Raw genomic sequence first — 19,222 nt, 5'->3', positions numbered from 1 at the left:
GGTCTTCTCCCGTGGCGAGCGGGTCGTCGCACACGAGGCCGGAATCGCCGAACGCACGGTCCTGATTGAGTTCGACAGCTTCGAACGCGCCCTCGCGGCATACGAGAGTGAGGCCTACCAGAAGGCGCTGGCCGCTCTCTCCGACGGCGTTGAGCGCGACTTCCGCATCATCGAAGGCATCGGCTGACCGCGGGCTCGGTCGGCGACCTGTCCGGCGTCCGGCTTTTGGCGGGCACGGCGCAACCATCACGGCTCGACCAAGTGGCAGAACCACCCTGCCGCCCCCAGTTCCTGGCCGGGATGTTCGCCGAGCATCTGCAGGTGCACCCGTTCCCGTACGTGTTCATCGGGTACCGCCCTGCGCCGCAGATCCTGCCATGGGGGACCACACCGACACGGACCTGACCGGGCTCGCGTCGGTCAGATTGCGACCGTTGTCGGGATAGGTCGCCGGGCGTTCGCGGTCGTAGCGCAGGATGTCCGGCAACACGGTCCGCGCCGCCGCGGTTGCCGCGTCGGGAGCGTAGCCCTGGTCCCCGAGGATCTGGGCCCACGGCTCGAGGTAGGTGGCCACGTCGTCCACGGGTTGCCCGGCGTTGTAGGCCTCCTTCGCGTACTCGGGATTGATGAACGGGTTGAGCGTCGGATGCCCGGCGCGGTCGACCTGAACGTACCCGCCTGCGTCCCGCCAGACGCCGGAGGTGGCCCACACGTCGATCACCGGATCGCCGCCGAGCATGCTGTCGGGCACGTCCAAGGCCATGCACTGGATGTTCTTGTCGGCGAAGGCGTCCTGGCCCGTCCACTCGAATCCGTGGAGGGCGCCCTCAGCGTCGGCGAAGAACGGGTCGCTGCGCACGCCGACGAAGATCCGGCACTCACCGGCCTGTACCGGCTGCGCCGAGTCGTCGCGACCGACCGGGGCGGCCTCGACGAGCACCTCGCCGAGCGCTTCTGGCCTGCGCGCATCCTCGCCGACGGCGTGATGGACTGTCACGCTCTGCCCGCCGTCCGCGGCGTCGGCGAACACGAACGTGAACGCGGCGTCGGTCAGCAGGTCGCCGTCGTCGTCGATGTTGATCCGGTAGACGGCATCCGTCCGCATCGTGTCGGTCATCAGGAACGGCGGGATGGAGTTCAGGCCGGTCATGTACGGATCCGCGCAGGCTCAGACCTGACGCGACCTTAGCCCCTTTGGGCGACGCCCTCGCTGGGGCTGCCTGCCTCCGGCGGTGGAGGATCTGCACCACCATGCTCAGGAGGAGCAGCACCGAGAAGGTGAGATCGATGTCTCCGGCAATGGCGAACAGGCGGAGCTCGTCGTGTCTCCAGCCCGAACGGCAGCGCGACGGGTACCGTGGCCACCACGTCAGCACCACGATGAGAGTAGGTCGGGACAGTTGGAACCGGAGCGGGCTCGATCGCTGCTGACCGCCGAGCGGGCGCTGTTGCGCCGGTCGCTTGCCGAGGTCGGTACAGCCCAGGTGGAAGACAGGCAAGCCGAGCAGGAAACCGGCGACGTGGCAGATCCGGCGCTGTCGCTGGAAGCGCAGGGCATCGATGACGCCGTGGCCGCCGAGCTGCGGGATCGGCTCGCGGCGATCGATAGAGCCGTGCAGCGTGTCCAGGACGGTACCTTTGGCCGTTCCGTTCGGAGTGGCGCGCTGATTCCGGACGACCGGCTCGAGGCGGATCCCGCGGCGGAGCTGACGGTGGAGGAAGCCGAAGCGGATCAGGGGTCTGCGCGATAGCGGCCGCCGGTGAACTGGTCGCAGGGATGCGCAGACGCGCTCACGAAGTGGACCGATCCGCGTTTTCTGGCCCCTGACTTTTCCGTGGTGGTTCGTCCGCAGCCCGGGTCGGTATCCGCTGTGTGCGAGCAATGGCAGGGCGATCAGGACATCGGGGTTGGCGAAAGCGATCAGAGCCTGGCGCAAGTGGGTGGATCAGGCCCGGATCGATGCGGGCGGGGATCGGGGTGGCGCGTTGACCACCGCTGAGTGCGAGGAACTGCGCCGCCACGGAGCGAGGAAGACCGAGCTCGCTCAGAAGATCGCCGAGATCCATGCGGCCTCCGGTGGGCGTACGGCGCGATCCGCGTCACCCGGGAACCGCGGGCCCGAGGCCTGGTGGTCGACAAGAAGCGCGTGGCGCGAGTTCCAGAGGAGAAGGAGATCCCTCCGCAAGGCCACTCGATATTTTGTCAGGGGGATGAGTCGGTGAGCCGCCGCTACCGGTTCGTCTGCGCGCGCTGCTTGTCCGGGCTCGGCGACGTGCTTGCGGGTTCGGGGCGGTGAACGCCGCGCGGGCGGTAGCCGAGGAGGTCGGCGCGGCCGGCCAGGTCGGCGAGGAGCCACATGAGCGCCAGCCACATCTCGGTTCCCTGCAGACCCGGCTCGCGGCCCGGCCCGCCGCCCTCGGGGGCGGGGCCGAAGGCGAATCCGCGCCCGGCTCGCCAGCGCGGGAGCGCCGCGGCGAGCTGTTGTTCGGCCCAGGCCCGCGCCTCGTCCGCGCGGTGTCCGGTCTGGCGCGCGCAGAGCCACAGCGGGTGTGCGACATCGAGTACGTTGCAGGCGTTCTCGCGTCCCGCACCGAAGTAGCGCGGGTTCCGGGCGTGGTCGAGTACTGCGTCGATGACTCGTTCCGGATGGGGGACGGGCAGGCCGTATTGGGCGAAGGAGCCGCGGGTGAGCCGGTAGTAGCCGTTGACCACCTGCAACCGGTCGCCGTCTCGGGACGGGCTGCCCCACATCCCGGTGCACGGGTCGGCCCGGGTCAGCAGCCAGCCGAACAGGGTTTCGAGCGCGCCCGGCGCGGGATCGGCACCGTGGGTCAGGTTCCAGTGCGTCGCACTCGCCCAGGAGTCGATCCAGCTGCCGGCGCTCCACGCGTGCTCGCGCCAGGGAAGCCGGTCCAGGCGGTCGGACAGTTGCCCGGCCGTCATCCGCTGTACCGGGGAGATCGGGTGCGGCAGGCTGCTGCCGAGCAGGTCGAGGGCGTAGCCGACGGACAGCACGTGGTACTGCGCCGCACCGTCGCTGACGAACCCGTCCTCGTCCGGCGCGGGCAGCGGGCCTGGCAGGGCGGTGGCCGGATCGAGCTGCGCGACCAGGCCTGTCTCAGGGTCTTGCAGCGCGCGGAGGCGGGCGGTGTGCTCGACGGCGGTCAGCTGCTCGGGCGCCGCGCCGAGCAGCAGGTCCGCGATCTCGATCGCGTCGCAGTGCGCGCGGACCGTCGGCACGTCGCCCGGGCGATCGCGGTAGCGCCCGCCCCCCGGAGCCTCGGGATCCCAGCACCGGGCGATCACCGCGGCCCCCTGCTCGCGCGCGGCGACGGCGAACCCGGCCAGAGCCTCGTTCAGTCGGTCTGCGCCGCCGGTCGCGGCCTTCGCCGTCTTCGGTGCGGCGCGTCGGTCACGGATGACGCGCGCCGGATTCCCGACTGCGACCGACCAGGCCGGGACGTCCTTGGTGACGACCGCGCCGGCGCCGATGACGCAGTGGTCGGCGATGACGACCCCGTCCAGCACCACCACGTGCGAGCCGATCCACACGTCGTCGCCGACGCTGATCCCCACACTGGTGAGCGGCTGGCGGTGGATCGGGCGGTCGGTCGCGGTGGAGTGGTCGAAGCCGAGCAGGCTGGAGTGCGCTCCGATGCGCACGCCGTCGCCGAGCCGGACTGCTCCGCGCACGGTCGTGAACGGGTTGAGCGTGCAGTCGGACCCGGTGCGGATATCGCCGGTCACATACGCGTGTGCCGCGATGAAGGAGCCCGAGCCCAGCCGGAGGCGATCGGGATAGACCGCGGCCGACGCCGCGACGAAGCAGCGTTCGCCGATCTCGGTGTCGCCGGCCGCGGTGAGTGCGGCTTGGCGGCGTGACTGGGCCGCGCGCTGGTCCTCGGACGCCTCGGCCTCGAACAGCCACGGGCAGTGCTCGAGGTGGCCGTCTTCATGGACGGTCTGCTGCACGGTTCCTCCCGCAGGGCCCGACACGATCGGACTGGAACGATCGGACTGGAACGAACGCCGACGCAGGCCCCGGGCGTGCCCGGGGGGCCTGTCCGCGTCCGGCACCGCTAACTCGACGGGGTTTTCCCGGGCTGTGTGCTGGAGTCGCGGATCACCAGCTGCGGGCTGATCCGGATCCGGTGGACCGGGCGGTCCGCGCCGCCGTGCATGCGCTTGGCGAGCAGGTCCACGGCCGTCTGGCCGAGCGCGGGCTTGGCCGGGCGGATGGCGCTCAGGGCGGGATCGGCCAGATTCGCGACCTCGTCGTCGTACGCGACGACGGCGAGGTCCTGCGGAACCCGGATGCCGCGTTCCTGGCAGCGGCCGACCAGGGAGATCGCCTCGCGGTCGGAGTGCACCAGCAGCGCTCTGGTGTCGGTGGCGACGCAGGCGTCGAGGAACTCGTCGAGCCGCGCGCTCCACGCGGGGTGGCGGTACTCGGGGGTCAGTGCGTCCGGGATGCCCTCGAGCTGCAGGCCCATCTGTTCGACGGTCTCGCGCCAGCCTCGCCGTACGGCCTGGTGGTGCGGGCTGGTGGAGGAGGCGAGCAGGCCGATCCGGCGGTGGCCCTCGGCGGCGAGGTGACGCACGGCCAGGCCGGCGCCGAACATGTGATCCGTCGTCACCGACTCCACGTGCTCGTGGAAGGGGCCGACCGTGGCCGTGCGTTCGACGAAGGTGACCGGAATGGGCAGGCCGGCGAGCCAGCCGATCAGCTCGGCGACCGCTTCGCCGCCGGTGGGCGGGGCGATGAGCAGGCCCTGGATGCCGACCGTCTCGAGCAGCCAGGCGGTCTGCCGGCGTAGGTCCTCGACGTCGTCGTAGGAGGAGCCGCGCAGCACGATCCGCACCCCGGCCGCGGGGGCGGCGTCGCGGGCGCCGCGGATGATCTGCGGCCAGTAGTAGTCCAGGGACGGTACGACCATGCCGACGGGTGACAACTGCGCCTCGGCCGGGTCGGCCGGGGCCCCGGAGTCCTCCGCGGCCGGCTGCACGGCGACGCCGCGCGGCAGCCGGATGCCCCCGTGGACGCGCTCGATCACGCCCTCGTCGGCCAGCTGTGCGATGTCCCGGCGCATCGTCACGGTGCTGACACCGAGCGCCCGGGCGACGTCCGCGACCCGCAGCGTGCCATGGGCGCGCAGTTCGGCCAGCACGCTCTCGCGGCGCTGCACCGGCAACAGCGGTAGCTCGGTGTCGGTCACGGCGGGGCCTCCACTCCTCAGCGTGTCAGAGTTGTGATCGAACGTCACGGTGTCACGTCGAGAGCATCATGGCACAGCTCTACCGGGCACGGTTCATACGATCTGATTCGATCGTAATCGATCAGATTGGCTCGCGTCCACTGAGGTTACAAGTAAATAACGGGGCCTTGTGTTGCGCTTTTGCGTGCGCTCTACTCCTCTCACCGACCGATCGAACGAATCTGAACATTTTCGATCGGTAGACGACGACGTCAGAGGAGGGGATCGCATGCACCGCCCGCAGGCCCTGCTGGTGATGCGGCCCGGCACGTTCCGGATCCAGTTCGGCCCGGAACAGCTCGACCGGCTGCGCACGGTGGCAGAGCTCGGCGACCCGGTCTGGGCGCAGGACCTCGACACCTCGGCCGCCCGGGCCCGCCTGACCGAGGCGGAGGTGCTCCTGACCTCATGGGGATCTCCCGAGCTGACGGCCGAGCGCCTGGCGGCGGCGCCGAAGCTGCGGGCCGTGTTCCACTGCGCCGGCAGCGTCCGGGCGATCGTCTCCGAAGCCTTGTGGAGCCGCGGGATCCTGGTGACCAGCGCCGCCGAGGCCAATGCCACGCCGGTGGCCGAGTACACCCTGGCCGCGATCATCTTCGCCGGTAAGAAGGCGCACGTGCTCGCGGCCCAGTCGCGGCTCGAGCCGTTCAGCTGGCACGCCGTCGGGGATCGGGAGGACCTGTCCAACTACGGGCGGGTGATCGGGATCGTCGGCTTCTCCCGGACCGGCCGGCAGGTGATGGAACGGCTGCGCCTGCTCGAGACCGGCGAGATCCTGGTCACCGATCCGTACGCGGACCCGGCGGCCGTGGCCGGGGCCGGGGGGCGGCTGGTAGAGCTCGACGAGCTGCTCACCCGGGCCGAGATCCTCTCCCTACACCTGCCCGAACTGCCCGGGACCCGGCACACGATCGGCGCCCGCGAACTGGCGCTGCTGCCGGACGGCGCCACCGTCGTCAACACCGCCCGCGGCTCGGTCATCGACACCGCCGCGCTCGAACGCGAATGCGCCACCGGCCGGCTCAACGCGATCCTCGACGTCACCGAGCCCGACCCGCTGCCGGCCGGCTCGGTGCTGGCCTCGCTGCCGAACGTGATGATCACCCCGCACATCGCCGGCTCCCTCGGCACCGAGACCCGGCGGATGAGCGCCCAGGCTCTGGACGAACTCCAACGCTACGTCCGCGGCGAGGCGCCGCTGCACCCGGTCACGCGCGAGACCCTGGAGGTGAGCGCATGAACGAGCGCCGAAGCGCGTCAACTCGCCCGGCCGCCATGGGCCAGGACTCGGCTCTGTCTCCGTACACCGGTTGGACCCGCGCCGAGTGGGCCGCACTGGCCGACCGCATGCTGCTCGCCGCGCGGCGCCACGCCTCCCCTTCGCACGCGCTGATCACCCCGCCCGGTGCCCCCGGCGGATACGGCACCAGGGTGGACGGCCTCGAGGGCTTCGCCCGGACCTTCCTGCTCGCGGGATTCCGGCTGGCCGGCGAGCAAGGCCGGGATCCGCTCGGTCTGCTTCCCCGGTACGCCGAGGGGATCGCGGCCGGCACGGACCCTTCGTCGCCGGAGCGCTGGGTGACCCCGCGCGAGCACGGCCAGGCCAAGGTGGAGGCCGCCTCCATCGCGCTGATCCTCGACCTGACGCGGCCGTGGCTGTGGGACCGGCTCGACGGCGGCGTCCAGGAACGGGTGGTGGACTACCTGGCCCAGGTCGTCGGCGACCAGGACTATCCGCGCACGAACTGGCTCTGGTTCCGCATCGTGGTCGAGCAGTTCCTCTCCTCAGTCTCAGGGCCCTGCTCCCTCGCGGACCTGCGCGCGGATCTCGCGCTGCACGAGTCCTTCGTGCGTGACGGCGGCTGGTACAGCGACGGGGACGAGCGCAGCTTCGACCACTACTGCGGCTGGGCGCTGCACCTGTACCCGATCCTGTGGAGCCGGATGTCCGGCGCCGCCGAGCTCGCCGCGCCCCTGCTGCCGCAGTACACCGCGCGCCTTGACCGCTATCTGCTCGACGCGCTCCAGCTGGTCGGCGCGGACGGCTCGCCGCTGCTCCAGGGCCGCAGCCTGGTCTACCGCTTCGCCGCCGCGGCGCCGTTCTGGGTCGGCGCCTACGCCGGCACCGGCACGGTGGAGCCGGGCCGGCTGCGCCGGGCCGCCAGCGGGATCCTGAAGCACTTCGTCGACCGCGGCGCCCCGGACGAGAACGGCCTGCTCACCCTCGGCTGGCACCACGAGTGGCGCCGGCTGGCCCAGAACTACTCGGGACCGGGCTCGCCGTACTGGGCGGCGAAGGGAATGCTCGGCCTCGCCCTGCCGGCCGAGCACCCGGTGTGGACGAGCACCGAGCTGCCGCTCCCGGTCGAGCAGGAGGACCGGCTCGCCGTCCTCGCCGCCCCCGGCTGGGCGCTGAGCTCGATGGTCGCGGACGGCGTCGTGCGCGTGTACAACCACGGCACCGACCACGCCCGCCCGGGCGACCGGACCGGCGATTCACCGCTCTACGCCCGCCTCGGCTACTCGACCGCGACGTGTCCACAGCTTGATGAAGAAGGCTGGGACGCGCCGCTCGACCAGTCCGTCGTCCTGCTCGACGGCGACGGACGCGCCACGCACCGGTCCGGCTTCGAGACGCTCGCGGTCGCCGCCGTCGACGGGGCCGCGGTGCTCGCCTCGCGGGCGCTGTGCCGGTGGGTCGATCCCGACCGCACGCTCCCCGACCACGGCTCCGGCCGTCAGGGCACCGCCGTCGACGCGGCCGCGGTCACCACCGTCTCGGTCGTACGCGGTGCCTGGGAGGTGCGCTGCGTGCGCGTCGATCCGGCCGGCGCGCCCGGCTGGAACGAGGTCGTCGAACTGCGGGTCGGCGGCTGGCCGGTCTCCGGGACCGACCCGCTCTCGACCTACGTCGGCGCGAGAAGCGCCGGCGTCGTCGGCCCGCACAGCTCCATCGCGGTGGCCCTGAGCGGTTTCGACCGCACCGGCGTGCACCGTGCCCACGACGCGACGCCGCTCGGGATGTGGACCGCCACTCCCGTGCTGCACGCCGATCCGGAACCGGGCGCCTGGATGATCGCCGCCCTGGCCCTGGGCGGCGGAGAGAAGGCACCGCAAGTGCGGCTCTCCCCGTCCGAGCCCTCCCCGGGCACGACGAGCGTCTCGATCACCTGGCCGGACCGGGCCGAGACGGTCGCCACCCTGCCCGCCATGCCACCACCCCGCTAGCGCCCGGTAGGCGCATGGGCGAACGCACCGCGCTGAACGACTCGCTCGCGAATTCGCACATGGACCGTTCCACTCTCAACGTCGAGGAAGGAAACCCCGTGCACAGAAGGAAGTTCCTCCAGCTCGCCGCGTCCGCCGCGGCGGCCGGCCCGCTGCTGTCGGCCTGCGGCTCCAGCTCCGGCTCGTCAAGCGGCGGCGGCAACGGGCCGGTCACGCTGACCATCAGCACCTGGAGCATGGCCACCACGCCCGAGTTCAAGGCCCTGTTCGACGCCTTCCACAAGGCGTATCCGAACATCACCATCAAGCCGGTCGACATCCTCGCCGCCGACTACAGCACCAAGGTCAAGGTGATGCTCTCCGGCGGAGACTCGACCGACATCATCACCATGAAGAACACCACGGACTACGGCCAGTTCGCCGAGCGCGGCCAGCTGCGCGACATCAGTTCCCTGGCCGCCGGCAGCACGGCCTCCTCGCTCCAGGGCCTGAGCTCGTTCAACATGAACGACAAGTACTACGCGCTGCCCTACCGCCAGGACTTCTGGGCCCTGTTCTACAACAAGAAGCTGTTCGACGCCGCCGGCAAGCCGTACCCGACGAACATGACCTGGGACGAGTACGCCGCGCTGGCCGAGTCGCTCACCAGCGGGTCCGGCGGCAGCAAGGTCTACGGCACCTATCACCACACCTGGCGCTCGGTGGTGCAGGCGATCTCGGCCGCGCAGACCGGCGGCGACCTGATCGGCGGCAAGTACGAGTTCTTCACCGACCAGTACAACACCGCGCTGGGGATCCAGGACGCGGGCGCGACGCTGGACTACGGCACCGCCACGACCGAGAAGACCGGGTACCAGGCGATGATCGAGACCGGCAAGGCCGCGATGCTGCCGATGGGCACCTGGCTGATCGGCACCCTGTTGGCCGACAAGAAGTCCGGTGCCACGGACATCGACTGGTCCATGGCGCCCATGCCGCAGCGGCCGGGCGCCGGCGGGATCACCACGTTCGGCTCGCCGACCGCGTTCTCCATCAACAGCCGGGCCCAGAACGTGGACGCGGCGGAGAAGTTCATCGAGTTCGCCACCGGCCCGCAGGGCGCCGCGATCGTGGCCGGCATCGGCATCGTCCCCGCGCTGCTCGACGACGACACCCGCAAGGTCTACTTCGGCCTGGACGGGATGCCCGCCGACTCCGGCTTCCAGCAGGCCTTCAAGCCGGACAAGGTGGTGCTCGAGATGCCGGTCAGCGACAAGAGCTCGCAGATCGACACCATCCTGACCGCCGAGCACACGCTCGTGATGACCAAGCAGAAGTCGATCGCCGGCGGCATCGCGGAGATGGACTCCCGCGTGCAGACCGAAGTCGAGTGACCACGGCGGGCTGGTGCGCGCCGGCCCGGCCGCCGCGCACCGGCCCGGAAGGAAGACGATGACTGACCTGATCACCGCGCCGCCCGGCTCGCCGTCGGTGCTCGCCCGGCCGAAGCCGCGACGCCGCCGCTCCCACGGGTGGCGCAATGCCCTGATCGGCTGGAGCTTCATCCTGCCGAACCTGATCGGCTTCGTCGCGATCACCCTCGTTCCGGTGATCGCGATGTTCGCCCTGTCCTTCACCTCCTGGGACGGCTACAACCCGCCGTCGTGGGTCGGGCTCAAGAACTTCCGCAGGCTGTTCCAGGACGACGCGTCCATGACGGCGCTGCGCAACACGGTGTACTACGCGGTCGGGTACGTCCCGCTGACCATGCTCGCCGCGCTCGGCCTGGCGTTGCTGCTGAACCGGAAGATGCGCGGGGTGGCCTTCTTCCGCGCCGTCGCGTTCTTCCCGTACATCACCTCGCTGGTCGCGGTCGCGATCGTGTGGAACATGCTGTTCAACCCGCAGTTCGGCCCGGTCAACCAGTTCCTGGGCTGGTTCGGCGTGCACGGTCCCGGGTGGACCACCTCCACCACGTGGGCGATGCCCGCGGTCATCGTGACCAGCGTCTGGCGGGACATGGGCTACTACATGATCCTGTTCCTGGCCGGCCTGCAGGCGATTCCGAAGGAGCTGTACGAGGCCGCCGAGGTGGACGGTACGAACGCCTGGCAGCGGTTCCGCGCGGTGACCGTGCCGGGGCTGCGCCCGACCACCTTCCTCGTGCTGATCCTGCTGACCGTGCAGGCCTTCAAGGTCTTCGACCTGATCTTCGTGATGACCCAGGGCGGTCCGGGCGAGGCGACCCTGGTGCTCGCCCAGCAGATCTACCAGACCGGCATCGTCGACGGCGAGTACGGCTACGCCTCGGCCATCTCCGTGCTGCTGTTCTCGCTGGTCCTGGTCCTGACGCTGGTTCAGTTCTGGTTCAACGGCCGTAGGGAGCGCAAGTGACGACCACCGCCCTGGAGCGCCGGCCGACCCCGCGCCACGTCCGCCGCGTCATCGGCCGCACGCTGCTGTACGTGCTGCTCATCCTGGCCGCCGCGGCGATCCTGCTGCCCTTCGCCTGGATGGTCAGCGCGGGCCTCAAGCGCAACAACGACGTGTTCACCATCCCGGTCCAGTGGATCCCGCACAACGTGCAGTGGCGCAACTTCGTCGACATCTGGTCGCAGATCCCGATGACGACCTACCTGCGCAACACGGTCTTCCTCAGCACCGTGATCACCTCCCTGCAGGTGCTCACCGGCAGTTTCGCGGCGTACGGGTTCGCCAAGGTGCGCTTCCGCGGCCGGGACACGCTGTTCGTTCTCTACATCGCCACGATCGCCCTGCCCTGGCAGGCGTACATGGTCCCGCAGTACATCATGATGGTGAAGGCCGGGCTCACCGGCACCTTCCTGTCGCTGATCCTGATCCAGGCCTTCGGTGCGTTCGGCGTCTTCCTGATGCGCCAGTACTACCTGACGATCCCGGACGAGCTGTGCGAGGCCGCGCGCCTCGACGGGCTCAGCGAGTACGGCATCTGGGCCCGGATCATCCTGCCGCTCTCCAAGCCCGCGCTGGCGAGCCTGGCCCTGCTGACGTTCGTGAACACCTGGAACGACTACATGGGCCCGTTCATCTACCTCACCGACAACGACCACTGGACGATCCAGCTGGGCCTGCAGTCGTTCATCGGCGAGTTCAACGCGGACTACGCGATGATGATGACCGGCTCCGTGCTCTCGGTGATCCCGATCCTGGTGATCTTCCTGTTCGGGCAGCGCTACTTCATTCGCGGCATCGCCACCTCCGGAATGAAAGGCTGAGTGCTGAGCCATGCGGTCCAAGACGGCACTGCCCTATGACGCGATCTTCGCCTACGTCTACGCCGTGTTCCGGATCAACCTGTGCCTGATGGCCGCGGGCCTGCCGCTGCTGCTCGCGTTCGCCTTCACCGGCTCGCAGGTCGCGGCCTGGCCGTTCTTCGTCGCGCTGGCGACGCTGTGCGGGCCGGCGGTCACGGCCGCGTTCGCCGCGTTCGAGCACGTGAGCGACGAGGCCGACCGGGTCGGGCGCGTCTTCTGGTCCGCGTACTGGGCCGGGTTCGTCCGCTCGCTGGCCGTCTCCGCGCTCGCCGCGGCGGCCGTGATCCTGCTCGGCGTCGACCTCGAAGTCGCCGCGGGCACCCCGGCCAGGGGCGTGATCCCGATGCTCGCCACCCTGATCGCCGTGGTCGTCGTCGTGACCACGGCCCTGCTCGCGGCCGGGCGCAGGCTCTGCGCCGCCGGCGTGCTCGCCTGCGCCTACCTCTGCATCCGCAGGTGGTACCTGAGCGTGGCGAACCTGGCCGTGCTCGGCGTGCTGCTCGCGGCGATCGTCGGCAAGCCGGCGCTGGGCCTGGCCGTGCTGCCGGGCCCCGCCCTCTACGTGGTCTGGGCGAACACGCGCCACATCGTCGCCCCGCTGACCACCACGGACACCGGCCTCGGCTGAGGCCGGGCACCACCCACACAGGGAAAGGATGAACCGTTGGCCACCTCCCACGACAGTGCGGTCCGCAGAGGCCCGACCATGGTCGTCAGAGCGCTGCTCGCCTGCGCTCTCGCCGTGGCGACGCTGCTGACCGTCGGCCAGCACCAGGCGCACGCGGCCACAGGAACCTCCGGCTTCAAGGGCGTGAACTGGGCCGATCAGCGCGACAACTTCGTCAACGGGGTGCTCTACCCGTCCGGACTCAGCTCCACCGACACCTATTCCTCCGCCTACACCGTGGCGCAGGAGGTGGTCGGCCAGATGGACACCATCACCGGCGCCAACACCGTGCGGATGCCGATCAACGAGCCCACCGTCGCCGGTGACTGGAGCGTCTACACCGGCGCCATCGACGGAGCGCTCACCAAGGGCAACGTGATCCTGGCCTACTGGGCCTGGGAGAACGGCGAGCCGGACAGCGTCAGCGCCTTCGACACGATGTGGGACACCGTCATCGCGAAGTACGGCAGCAACGCGAACGTCTACTTCGAGGTCATCAACGAGCCCTACGCCTACAGCACCTCCGCCCTGCAGACCTTCTACAGCAACTGGCTGGCCCGGTACCCGAGCGTTCCGGTCGGCCACGTGATCCTGGACGGCTCCGGCTACGCCACCGGCGTCTCGACCGTCGGCAGCGACAGCGCCTTGAACGGCACGCTGATCGGCGCCCACTACTACACCTTCTTCGTCAGCTCGCCGTACAACGACGAAGCCGAGTGGGCGAACGGCATCGCCGACGAGATCGGCAGCTACGCCGGCCGGACCATCGCCACCGAGTGGGGCGCCCCGATGAGCACGGGGTCGAAGAACGGGGTCGAATACGACCCCATCGACTACAGCATCGAGAGCGGCTCGTTCTTCGCCGAGTACGTCCGGGGCGTGAGCAGCGAGCTGCGCACCCTCGGCGTGGGAAGCGTGTACTGGCCGGGCCTGCGCGACGGCGACTGGTACAGCCTGACCAGCAAGACCGGCACCGGTTCGTCGATCGCGCTCTCGCTGGTGAACTCGAGCGGCCTGACCCGGCTGCAGTACGCCTGGGGCGTGGGCACCGGCGGCGGCACGTACGTCAGCTTCCGCAACGACGCCACCAGCCTCTACGTGGACGGCACGGGCGCGACGACCAGCGGGTCGAGCGCGGAGCAGTACGCTTCCTCCGGAAGCACGAACCAGGAGTGGGTCATCGTCAACGACGGTGACTACGTGCAGATCGAGAACCGTGCCACCGGCCTGTACCTCGACGGATTGGGCAGCACGACCAACGGCGCCGCGGTCGGGCAGTACAGCGACACCAACAGCACCAACCAGCAGTGGACCCTGGTGAGCGACGGCAACTACGTCCAGATCCAGAACCGCGCGACCGGCATGATGATCGACGGCATGGGCCGCACGGCCAACGGCTCCGCGCTGGCGCAGTACAGCAACAGCAACAGCACCAACCAGCAGTGGAAGATCTCCGCGGCCGGCTGAGCCGAGCCGCCTGACGAAGAGTGAGACACCGTGCCGACCACACCGAGCGGAGTCCGCGGGCTGCTGCTGCCCTGCGCCGAGGCACTTCCGGTGCCGAAGGCGGGCGACCGCTCGGTGTGGTCGGCGCAAGCTCTTGACACCCCGACGATCCGCGGGCTGCGGGAGCGCGCCGCGGCAGAGCGCGACAAGCCCTGGCCGATCCCGATGGCCCGCGGCTTCGCCCGGTACGTCCGGGACGGCGACCGGGCCGAGTACGAGGAGGTCGTCTTCACCCGCGAACACCGGCTCACCCGCGCGGCGGTCATGGCCGCGGTGACCCTCGATCCGATCTGGATCGACGAGGTGGCCGACGGCGTCGTCCTGGTCTGCGAGCAGAGCACCTGGTGTCTGCCCGCCCACGACGACTGCTTCGAGCGCGGCGCCGCGGTCACCGACGTCACCCGGCCGTTCCTGGACCTGCGAGCCGGAGACGTCGCCGCCCAGCTGGCCTGGATCGACCACCTGCTGGGCGAGCAGCTCGACGAACGGACCCCTGGAATCAGGGAGCGGATACGCCACGAGGTGGATCGGCGGGTCCTGACACCGTTCGCCACCCGCCGCGACTGGCACTGGCTGCGGGACGTGCACAACTGGAGCGCCTGGATCCACGGCAACGTGCTCGTCGCGGGACTGGTCCTGGTGCAGGACGAGCAGGCCCGGGCGAACCTCGTCGAACTCGTCGCGGAAGGGCTCGAGCGGTACACCGCCTCGATTCCGGCGGACGGTGCCATCGACGAGGGCTTCATGTACTGGTGGCAGGGCGCCTGCCGCGCGCTCGAGGCGCTCGACCTGCTGCACCACGCCACCGGAGGCGCGCTCGGCGCCGTCACCGCCGGGCCCTTGCGCGAGGTCGTAGCCTTCCCGCACCGCATGCACCTCGGCGGGGACTGGTACCTCAACTTCGCCGACGGAGCCGCCCGCCTGCCGGCCGGCGAACTGCCCTGGTGCGCCCTGCACCAGGCCGCCCGGCGTGTCGGTGACGTCGAAGCGCAGGCCCACGCCGCCGCGCACCGCCGGGACACCGCGCCCGTCGCGCGAGAGGAGCAGGGCCTCGGCAGGCTGTCGCGGGCGTTGACCGACCAGGAATGGGTCAAGGCGGCTCGCGCCGAATCCCCGCTGCCGCGCGAGGTCTGGCTGCCGTCGACGCAGGTCATGCTGGCGCGCGGCGAAGCCGGCGCGGCGCGGGGCCTCACCCTCGCGGTCAAGGGCGGGCACAACGGCGAGCACCACAACCACAACGACGTCGGCGGCGTCGTGGTCGCGCTGGGCGGCGTCCCCGTGCTCGTCGACCCCGGCCGCCCCACGTACACGGCGCAGACCTTCGGCCCGGACCGCTACGAGATCTGGACCATGCAGAGCTCCTGGCACAACGTGCCGGAGATCCGCGCGAGCGCGCAGGCTGCCGGCGCACAGTACAAGGCGCGGGAGGTCACGCCGTATCTCGGCGACGACGAGCCCGGCCTGGCGCTGGACATCGCGGCCGCATACCCCCGCGGCGACATCGTGAGCTGGCGCCGCGACGCCCGCCTCGACCGCCGCGCCCGGAATATCCGCGTCACCGACGCGTGGAACCTGCTGCCGGCCGGCGACGGCACCGACGGCACCGACGGCACCCACAGCACAAGGGCTCTGACACGCGTGCACCTGATGATCGCGGGCACGGTCGAGATCGGTGAAGGCAGCGCCCTGATCCACGCGATCGACGGCGCTGGATCCGTTCGGCTGACCTGGGAACCGGCCCACGCGCAGTGCACCGCGACGGTACGAACGCTGGACGACCCCTGGCTGCGCGACGTGTGGGGCGAGCAGCTGACCCGGCTCGAGGTCGACGTCTCCTCCCTCGGGCCGATCGGCACGCTCGTGTGGACCCTGGAAGAGTGCCAGGTGCAGGGGGAGTGATCCCTGGTCAGAGCAGGCGCTTGGCGGCGGCGTGCCATGGGGCCTGCGGGCCGGCCGGGGCGTAGCGGCGCGGCGGCTGGGTGGGGGAGATCAGACGGCGACGCGTAGCTGGCGGGATCGGTTCGCGCAGCCTTCGTCGTGGCGTATCCGCCCGCGGCTGGGGTGAAGCCGTGCGCTCTTATGCGGGCCGCCACATGGTCGGGACGCAGGGCGCGGCCTCGGGCAGGTCCAGGGCTCCGGTTATCTGGAAGCCGAAACGCTCGTAGAGCGCGGCGTTCGCCGGGTTTGAGTTTTCGAGGTAGGCCGGCTGAGCCTCGTTCGCGCGGCGTTCGAGGCGTGAGCGCATCAGGGCGGTGCCGATTCCCTGACCCTGGCGTGCGGGATCGACCCCGATGAATGCCAGATACCAGTGCGGCTGGTCGTGCGGATGAGCACGGGCCGCGGCCGAAGCGAACTGGGAGGCGGTGCCGAAGTGCCGACCCACCGCTCTGAGATACGCCGGCAGGGAGGAGAGCCCCGTTGCAGATGGCCAGGCTCCCGGCGGGAACCACACAGCCACTCCGGCGATGGCTCCGTCGGCGCGGGCGAACTCCACTGCGCCGTGGCGCAGCGCCGAGTGGTGGAGTTCGGCATGGAAGAACCTGCGTAATCGCCGGGCCCGCGCGCTTTCGGCCGGGAAGATCCATGTACATACCGGATCGTGCTGGAATGCTCGGGCAAGGACCTTGGCACTCTCCCGTGCCTGCGCCTCGCCGGCCACTCGTATCTCAAGACCGGTCACATCACCAAGGTAGGCCAGTCGGCGCTACGGGGAAGTGGCAAAAAGGCCCGAAGGCGGCATGGAGAGCCCACGGTTGCGGCGCTGTCTGCGCTGATACCGCGGGCACGGTGGACCGAGGTGTTGCCGGTCACGCCGGCAACCGTTCTGGCCTGGCATCGCGCCTCAAACAGCTGTACGTCTTGGTGTTCATCGAACACGGTAACCCGGTTCGAGAGCCGGTATAGTGCGCGCAGCCGTTTTTTGCCTCGTGCTGGCTGTGATCGAGAGGATTCTGATGGAGGACCCGACCATTGTCGTGGGTGCCGGGCCGGTCGGTCTGACCGCGGCGATCGAGTTGGCCCGGCGCGGCGTACCGGTACGTGTCATCGATCGGCTCGCGAGCCCCACCACGGAGTCTCGGGCCATCGTGGTGCATGCCCGCAGCCTGGAGATGCTGGAAGCGATCGGCGTGCTCGACGAGCTGATCGATTCCGGCGTGCGCACTACGGCGCTGGAGATGAACCCGGCCGGCGGCAAGCCCTTCCGTATCGAGTTCGGCGTTGTCGACAGCGCGTTCCCGTACTCGATCACGACCGCGCAGACCGAGACCGAGCGCATCCTCACCGGGGCGCTGGCCCGGCATGGCGTTGCGGTCGAGCGCGGGTCAGTACTCACCGGTCTGGAGCAGGACGCATCCGGGGTAAGTGCGCTTATTCGCTTGTCCGACGGCTCCGTCCAGACCGCCGCGGCGCCTTATCTGGTCGGCGCCGACGGCGCGCGCAGCGACGTGCGCCACCTGCTCGGCACCGCTCTGGAAGGCGACTTCCACGGCGAGCGCTTCCTGATGGGCGACGTCGATGCCGACCACGGCTTCGACCCGCACACCATGTATACGTTCTTCTCCCCGCACGACGGCCCGCTGATGGTTTTCCCGATGAAGGGCAACCGGGTCCGGTTGATCGCGCAGGTCTCGAACACCGAAGACGCTCCGGCTACCGAGCAGTGGCTGCAGCGTGTCACGGACGAGCGCTCCGGCGCACGCCTGAGCATCACGTACGCAAGGTGGCTGACCACATTCGACATCCGCCACGCTCAGGTGCCGCAGTACCGCCACGGCAGGGTCTTCCTGGCGGGCGACGCCGCGCACGTGCACAGCCCTGCCGGAGCACAGGGCATGAACACCGGTATACAGGACGCTTTCAACCTAGGCTGGAAGCTGGCCCTGGCCGTCACCGGGGCGGCCGGTTCAAGGCTGCTGGACAGCTACCACGCCGAGCGGCATCCGGTGGGCGCGCACGTGATCTCCTTCACCACCAAGATGACCAAGGCTGCGACCCTGTCGCACCCCGTTGCGCAGCACATCCGTGACAGCGCGATGCACGCTGCGACCGTGCTCGCCCCGGTGCAGCACGCGATCGCACAGACGGCCGAGGAGACCGGGATCTCGTACCACGGCAGCCCGGCCGTCGTGCCGGACGCACCGAAGTCGAAGCTCGTCCCGGGCGACCACCTGCCCGATGCCCTGACGGAACTGCGCAAAGCGCTGGCGTCCGAGACAGGCCACGTCCTGCTGACCGTCGCCGCGCCTGACGCCCCTGTCCCTGCCGCGGCGGACCTGACCGGCGCCCTCGGCGCCGTCACACGGCAGATGCTGGTCGCCGCCGGCACCGACGGACTCCCGGCCGAGAACAGCACGGGCAGCGACACGCGCGGCTACGCGGTCACCGTCGCAGATCCGCAGGGCCTCGCCGCCATCCGCTTCGGCCTGGCCCGCGGCGGACGGATCCTGGTCCGACCGGACGAGTACGTGGCCGCAATCGCCAGCCTCACCGACGCCCTCTCGCTGCATGCCTATGAGGCTGTCCTGACAGACTGACCGCTCCGATCCCGATCGGGGCGGCACGCCGATCGAAGTCCGCCGGCACCTCGACTCCCACAATGCTCAACGCCGCGCGCTCGCGGTCACCCGTCGGTGATGTTCGGTCGAGGCGGAGCCATCGGGGGAGCAGGACGGGGAGCGCGCTCCCCGTCCGAGTGGGCGTGGCCGGCGGTCGACTGACAGCCAGTCCGCGTCCGCCACCCATCTGAACTGACCGCGACGGGGGTGAGCAGGTAACCGCACCCGCTCACCCCCGCCGCCTTGCTGAGCCGTCGGCCTCCGGCATGATCTGCACGAACAGCGTCCATTTCGGAAACTCGCCGCGCTCGATCGCTTCGTACAGGTCGCGTCCGTGCGACTAGGGCACCTTTGTTTGTGAAACTTGGAGGGTTGTCCTGAGTTTTTGTGCAGGGTAAGTCGTCGGCCGGGGTCTTGTGAGCTTATGTGGCGATCGGGACTCTGGCTGCGGCGATGCGCTCGTTGACGACCCGTTCGATGGTGTCGAAGGCGGCGTGCAGTTCGGGTGGGGCGTTGGGGCGGTCGCGGGCCATGAGGGGGAACAGGACGCGTTGGTAGACCTTGGTGTAGAGGTGCGCGAACAGGAGCCCGTCTCGGGTCACGGTGTAGACATTGCGGCCGGGGACGCGTTCGATCAGCTGGTTGCGGGCCAGGCGGGCCAGGTCGTAGGAGGCCTGGTTCGTGCTGTACGGGCGGCCGAGCAGGCCGGTCATCAAGACGCGAAGGTGCTTGTTGGT

General features: G+C 70.1%; 15 protein-coding genes and 2 pseudogenes. 11 read left to right on the top strand and 6 right to left on the bottom strand.

The window, feature by feature from the left end; all coding sequences use genetic code 11:
* Positions 1–187: DUF1330 domain-containing protein (locus tag KDL01_RS26940; protein WP_212531411.1), on the top strand; the 187-nt coding region annotated here is incomplete at its 5' end.
* 156 nt (positions 188–343) lie between these two features.
* Here the strand turns inward: KDL01_RS26940 and KDL01_RS26935 are convergent.
* Positions 344–1,150, bottom strand: a complete 807-nt coding sequence (locus KDL01_RS26935; RefSeq protein ID WP_212531410.1) for a DUF4331 family protein — start codon at positions 1,148–1,150, stop codon at positions 344–346.
* Between the two features lie 82 nt (positions 1,151–1,232).
* Between KDL01_RS26935 and KDL01_RS26930 the strand changes: the two genes are divergently transcribed.
* On the top strand, positions 1,233–1,751 hold the full coding sequence (locus KDL01_RS26930; protein WP_212531409.1) for a TraR/DksA family transcriptional regulator: 519 nt from the start codon (positions 1,233–1,235) through the stop codon (positions 1,749–1,751).
* A 479-nt stretch (positions 1,752–2,230) separates the two neighbouring features.
* Here KDL01_RS26930 and KDL01_RS44805 read toward each other — a convergent pair whose 3' ends face one another.
* Both KDL01_RS44805 and KDL01_RS26920 read right to left on the bottom strand, forming a co-directional pair.
* Positions 2,231–3,973, bottom strand: coding sequence for an acyltransferase (locus tag KDL01_RS44805; RefSeq protein WP_212531408.1), 1,743 nt, complete (start codon positions 3,971–3,973; stop codon positions 2,231–2,233).
* Between the two features lie 107 nt (positions 3,974–4,080).
* Positions 4,081–5,217, bottom strand: a complete 1,137-nt coding sequence (locus tag KDL01_RS26920; RefSeq protein ID WP_307846610.1) for a substrate-binding domain-containing protein — start codon at positions 5,215–5,217, stop codon at positions 4,081–4,083.
* Between the two features lie 268 nt (positions 5,218–5,485).
* On the opposite strand from KDL01_RS26920, the gene KDL01_RS26915 reads away from it, so the two are divergent.
* Genes KDL01_RS26915 through KDL01_RS45480 form a run of 8 tightly spaced genes read left to right on the top strand, consistent with a single transcriptional unit; the run spans position 5,486 to position 15,828 of the window.
* Complete coding sequence (locus KDL01_RS26915) at positions 5,486–6,496, top strand: hydroxyacid dehydrogenase (RefSeq protein WP_212531407.1); 1,011 nt, start codon at positions 5,486–5,488, stop codon at positions 6,494–6,496.
* On the top strand, positions 6,493–8,484 hold the full coding sequence (locus KDL01_RS26910; protein ID WP_212531406.1) for a DUF2264 domain-containing protein: 1,992 nt from the start codon (positions 6,493–6,495) through the stop codon (positions 8,482–8,484). Before KDL01_RS26915 ends, KDL01_RS26910 begins: the two co-directional genes overlap by 4 nt.
* Before the next feature lie 14 nt (positions 8,485–8,498).
* Positions 8,499–9,857, top strand: a complete 1,359-nt coding sequence (locus KDL01_RS26905) for an ABC transporter substrate-binding protein (RefSeq protein ID WP_246577043.1) — start codon at positions 8,499–8,501, stop codon at positions 9,855–9,857.
* Between the two features lie 58 nt (positions 9,858–9,915).
* Positions 9,916–10,857 carry a carbohydrate ABC transporter permease gene (locus KDL01_RS26900; RefSeq protein ID WP_212531405.1) on the top strand — a complete coding sequence of 314 codons (942 nt, stop codon included), beginning with the start codon at positions 9,916–9,918 and terminating at the stop codon, positions 10,855–10,857.
* On the top strand, positions 10,854–11,717 hold the full coding sequence (locus KDL01_RS26895) for a carbohydrate ABC transporter permease (protein ID WP_307846609.1): 864 nt from the start codon (positions 10,854–10,856) through the stop codon (positions 11,715–11,717). Before KDL01_RS26900 ends, KDL01_RS26895 begins: the two co-directional genes overlap by 4 nt.
* 10 nt (positions 11,718–11,727) lie before the next feature.
* Complete coding sequence (locus KDL01_RS26890; RefSeq protein WP_212531404.1) at positions 11,728–12,384, top strand: hypothetical protein; 657 nt, start codon at positions 11,728–11,730, stop codon at positions 12,382–12,384.
* A 36-nt stretch (positions 12,385–12,420) separates the two neighbouring features.
* Positions 12,421–13,890, top strand: a complete 1,470-nt coding sequence (locus KDL01_RS26885) for an RICIN domain-containing protein (protein WP_246577042.1) — start codon at positions 12,421–12,423, stop codon at positions 13,888–13,890.
* 30 nt (positions 13,891–13,920) lie between these two features.
* Entirely contained in the window at positions 13,921–15,828 is a 1,908-nt protein-coding gene (locus tag KDL01_RS45480) for a heparinase II/III domain-containing protein (RefSeq protein WP_212531403.1), read from the top strand.
* A gap of 178 nt (positions 15,829–16,006) precedes the next feature.
* On the opposite strand, the gene KDL01_RS26875 is transcribed toward KDL01_RS45480, so the two are convergent.
* Positions 16,007–16,588 carry a GNAT family N-acetyltransferase gene (locus KDL01_RS26875; RefSeq protein ID WP_212531402.1) on the bottom strand — a complete coding sequence of 194 codons (582 nt, stop codon included), beginning with the start codon at positions 16,586–16,588 and terminating at the stop codon, positions 16,007–16,009.
* Positions 16,589–16,883: 295 nt separating this feature from the next.
* Between KDL01_RS26875 and KDL01_RS26870 the strand changes: the two genes are divergently transcribed.
* Positions 16,884–18,464, top strand: coding sequence for an FAD-dependent monooxygenase (locus tag KDL01_RS26870; protein WP_212531401.1), 1,581 nt, complete (start codon positions 16,884–16,886; stop codon positions 18,462–18,464).
* A 274-nt stretch (positions 18,465–18,738) separates the two neighbouring features.
* Here the strand turns inward: KDL01_RS26870 and KDL01_RS46055 are convergent.
* Together KDL01_RS46055 and KDL01_RS26860 are read right to left on the bottom strand one after the other, a co-directional pair.
* A pseudogene (locus KDL01_RS46055) lies at positions 18,739–18,825 on the bottom strand (catalase); the annotation flags it as partial.
* Positions 18,826–18,907: 82 nt separating this feature from the next.
* Positions 18,908–19,222: pseudogene (locus tag KDL01_RS26860) on the bottom strand (hypothetical protein); the annotation flags it as partial.

This window comes from Actinospica durhamensis, assembly GCF_018139695.1.
Taxonomy (GTDB): Bacteria; Actinomycetota; Actinomycetes; order Streptomycetales; family Catenulisporaceae; genus Actinospica; species Actinospica durhamensis.
This window is presented reverse-complemented; position numbering and strand designations above follow the sequence as displayed.

Excerpts from the sequence above, each read along its gene's own strand:
- KDL01_RS26915 (WP_212531407.1), top strand. The coding sequence starts at position 5,486 with ATGCACCGCCCGCAGGCCCTGCTGGTGATGCGGCCCGGCACGTTCCGG.
- KDL01_RS26900 (WP_212531405.1), top strand. The coding sequence starts at position 9,916 with ATGACTGACCTGATCACCGCGCCGCCCGGCTCGCCGTCGGTGCTCGCC.
- KDL01_RS26910 (WP_212531406.1), top strand. The coding sequence starts at position 6,493 with ATGAACGAGCGCCGAAGCGCGTCAACTCGCCCGGCCGCCATGGGCCAG.
- KDL01_RS26890 (WP_212531404.1), top strand. The coding sequence starts at position 11,728 with ATGCGGTCCAAGACGGCACTGCCCTATGACGCGATCTTCGCCTACGTC.
- KDL01_RS26870 (WP_212531401.1), top strand. The coding sequence starts at position 16,884 with ATGGAGGACCCGACCATTGTCGTGGGTGCCGGGCCGGTCGGTCTGACC.
- KDL01_RS26905 (WP_246577043.1), top strand. The coding sequence starts at position 8,499 with ATGGGCGAACGCACCGCGCTGAACGACTCGCTCGCGAATTCGCACATG.
- KDL01_RS26935 (WP_212531410.1), bottom strand. The coding sequence starts at position 1,150 with ATGACCGGCCTGAACTCCATCCCGCCGTTCCTGATGACCGACACGATG.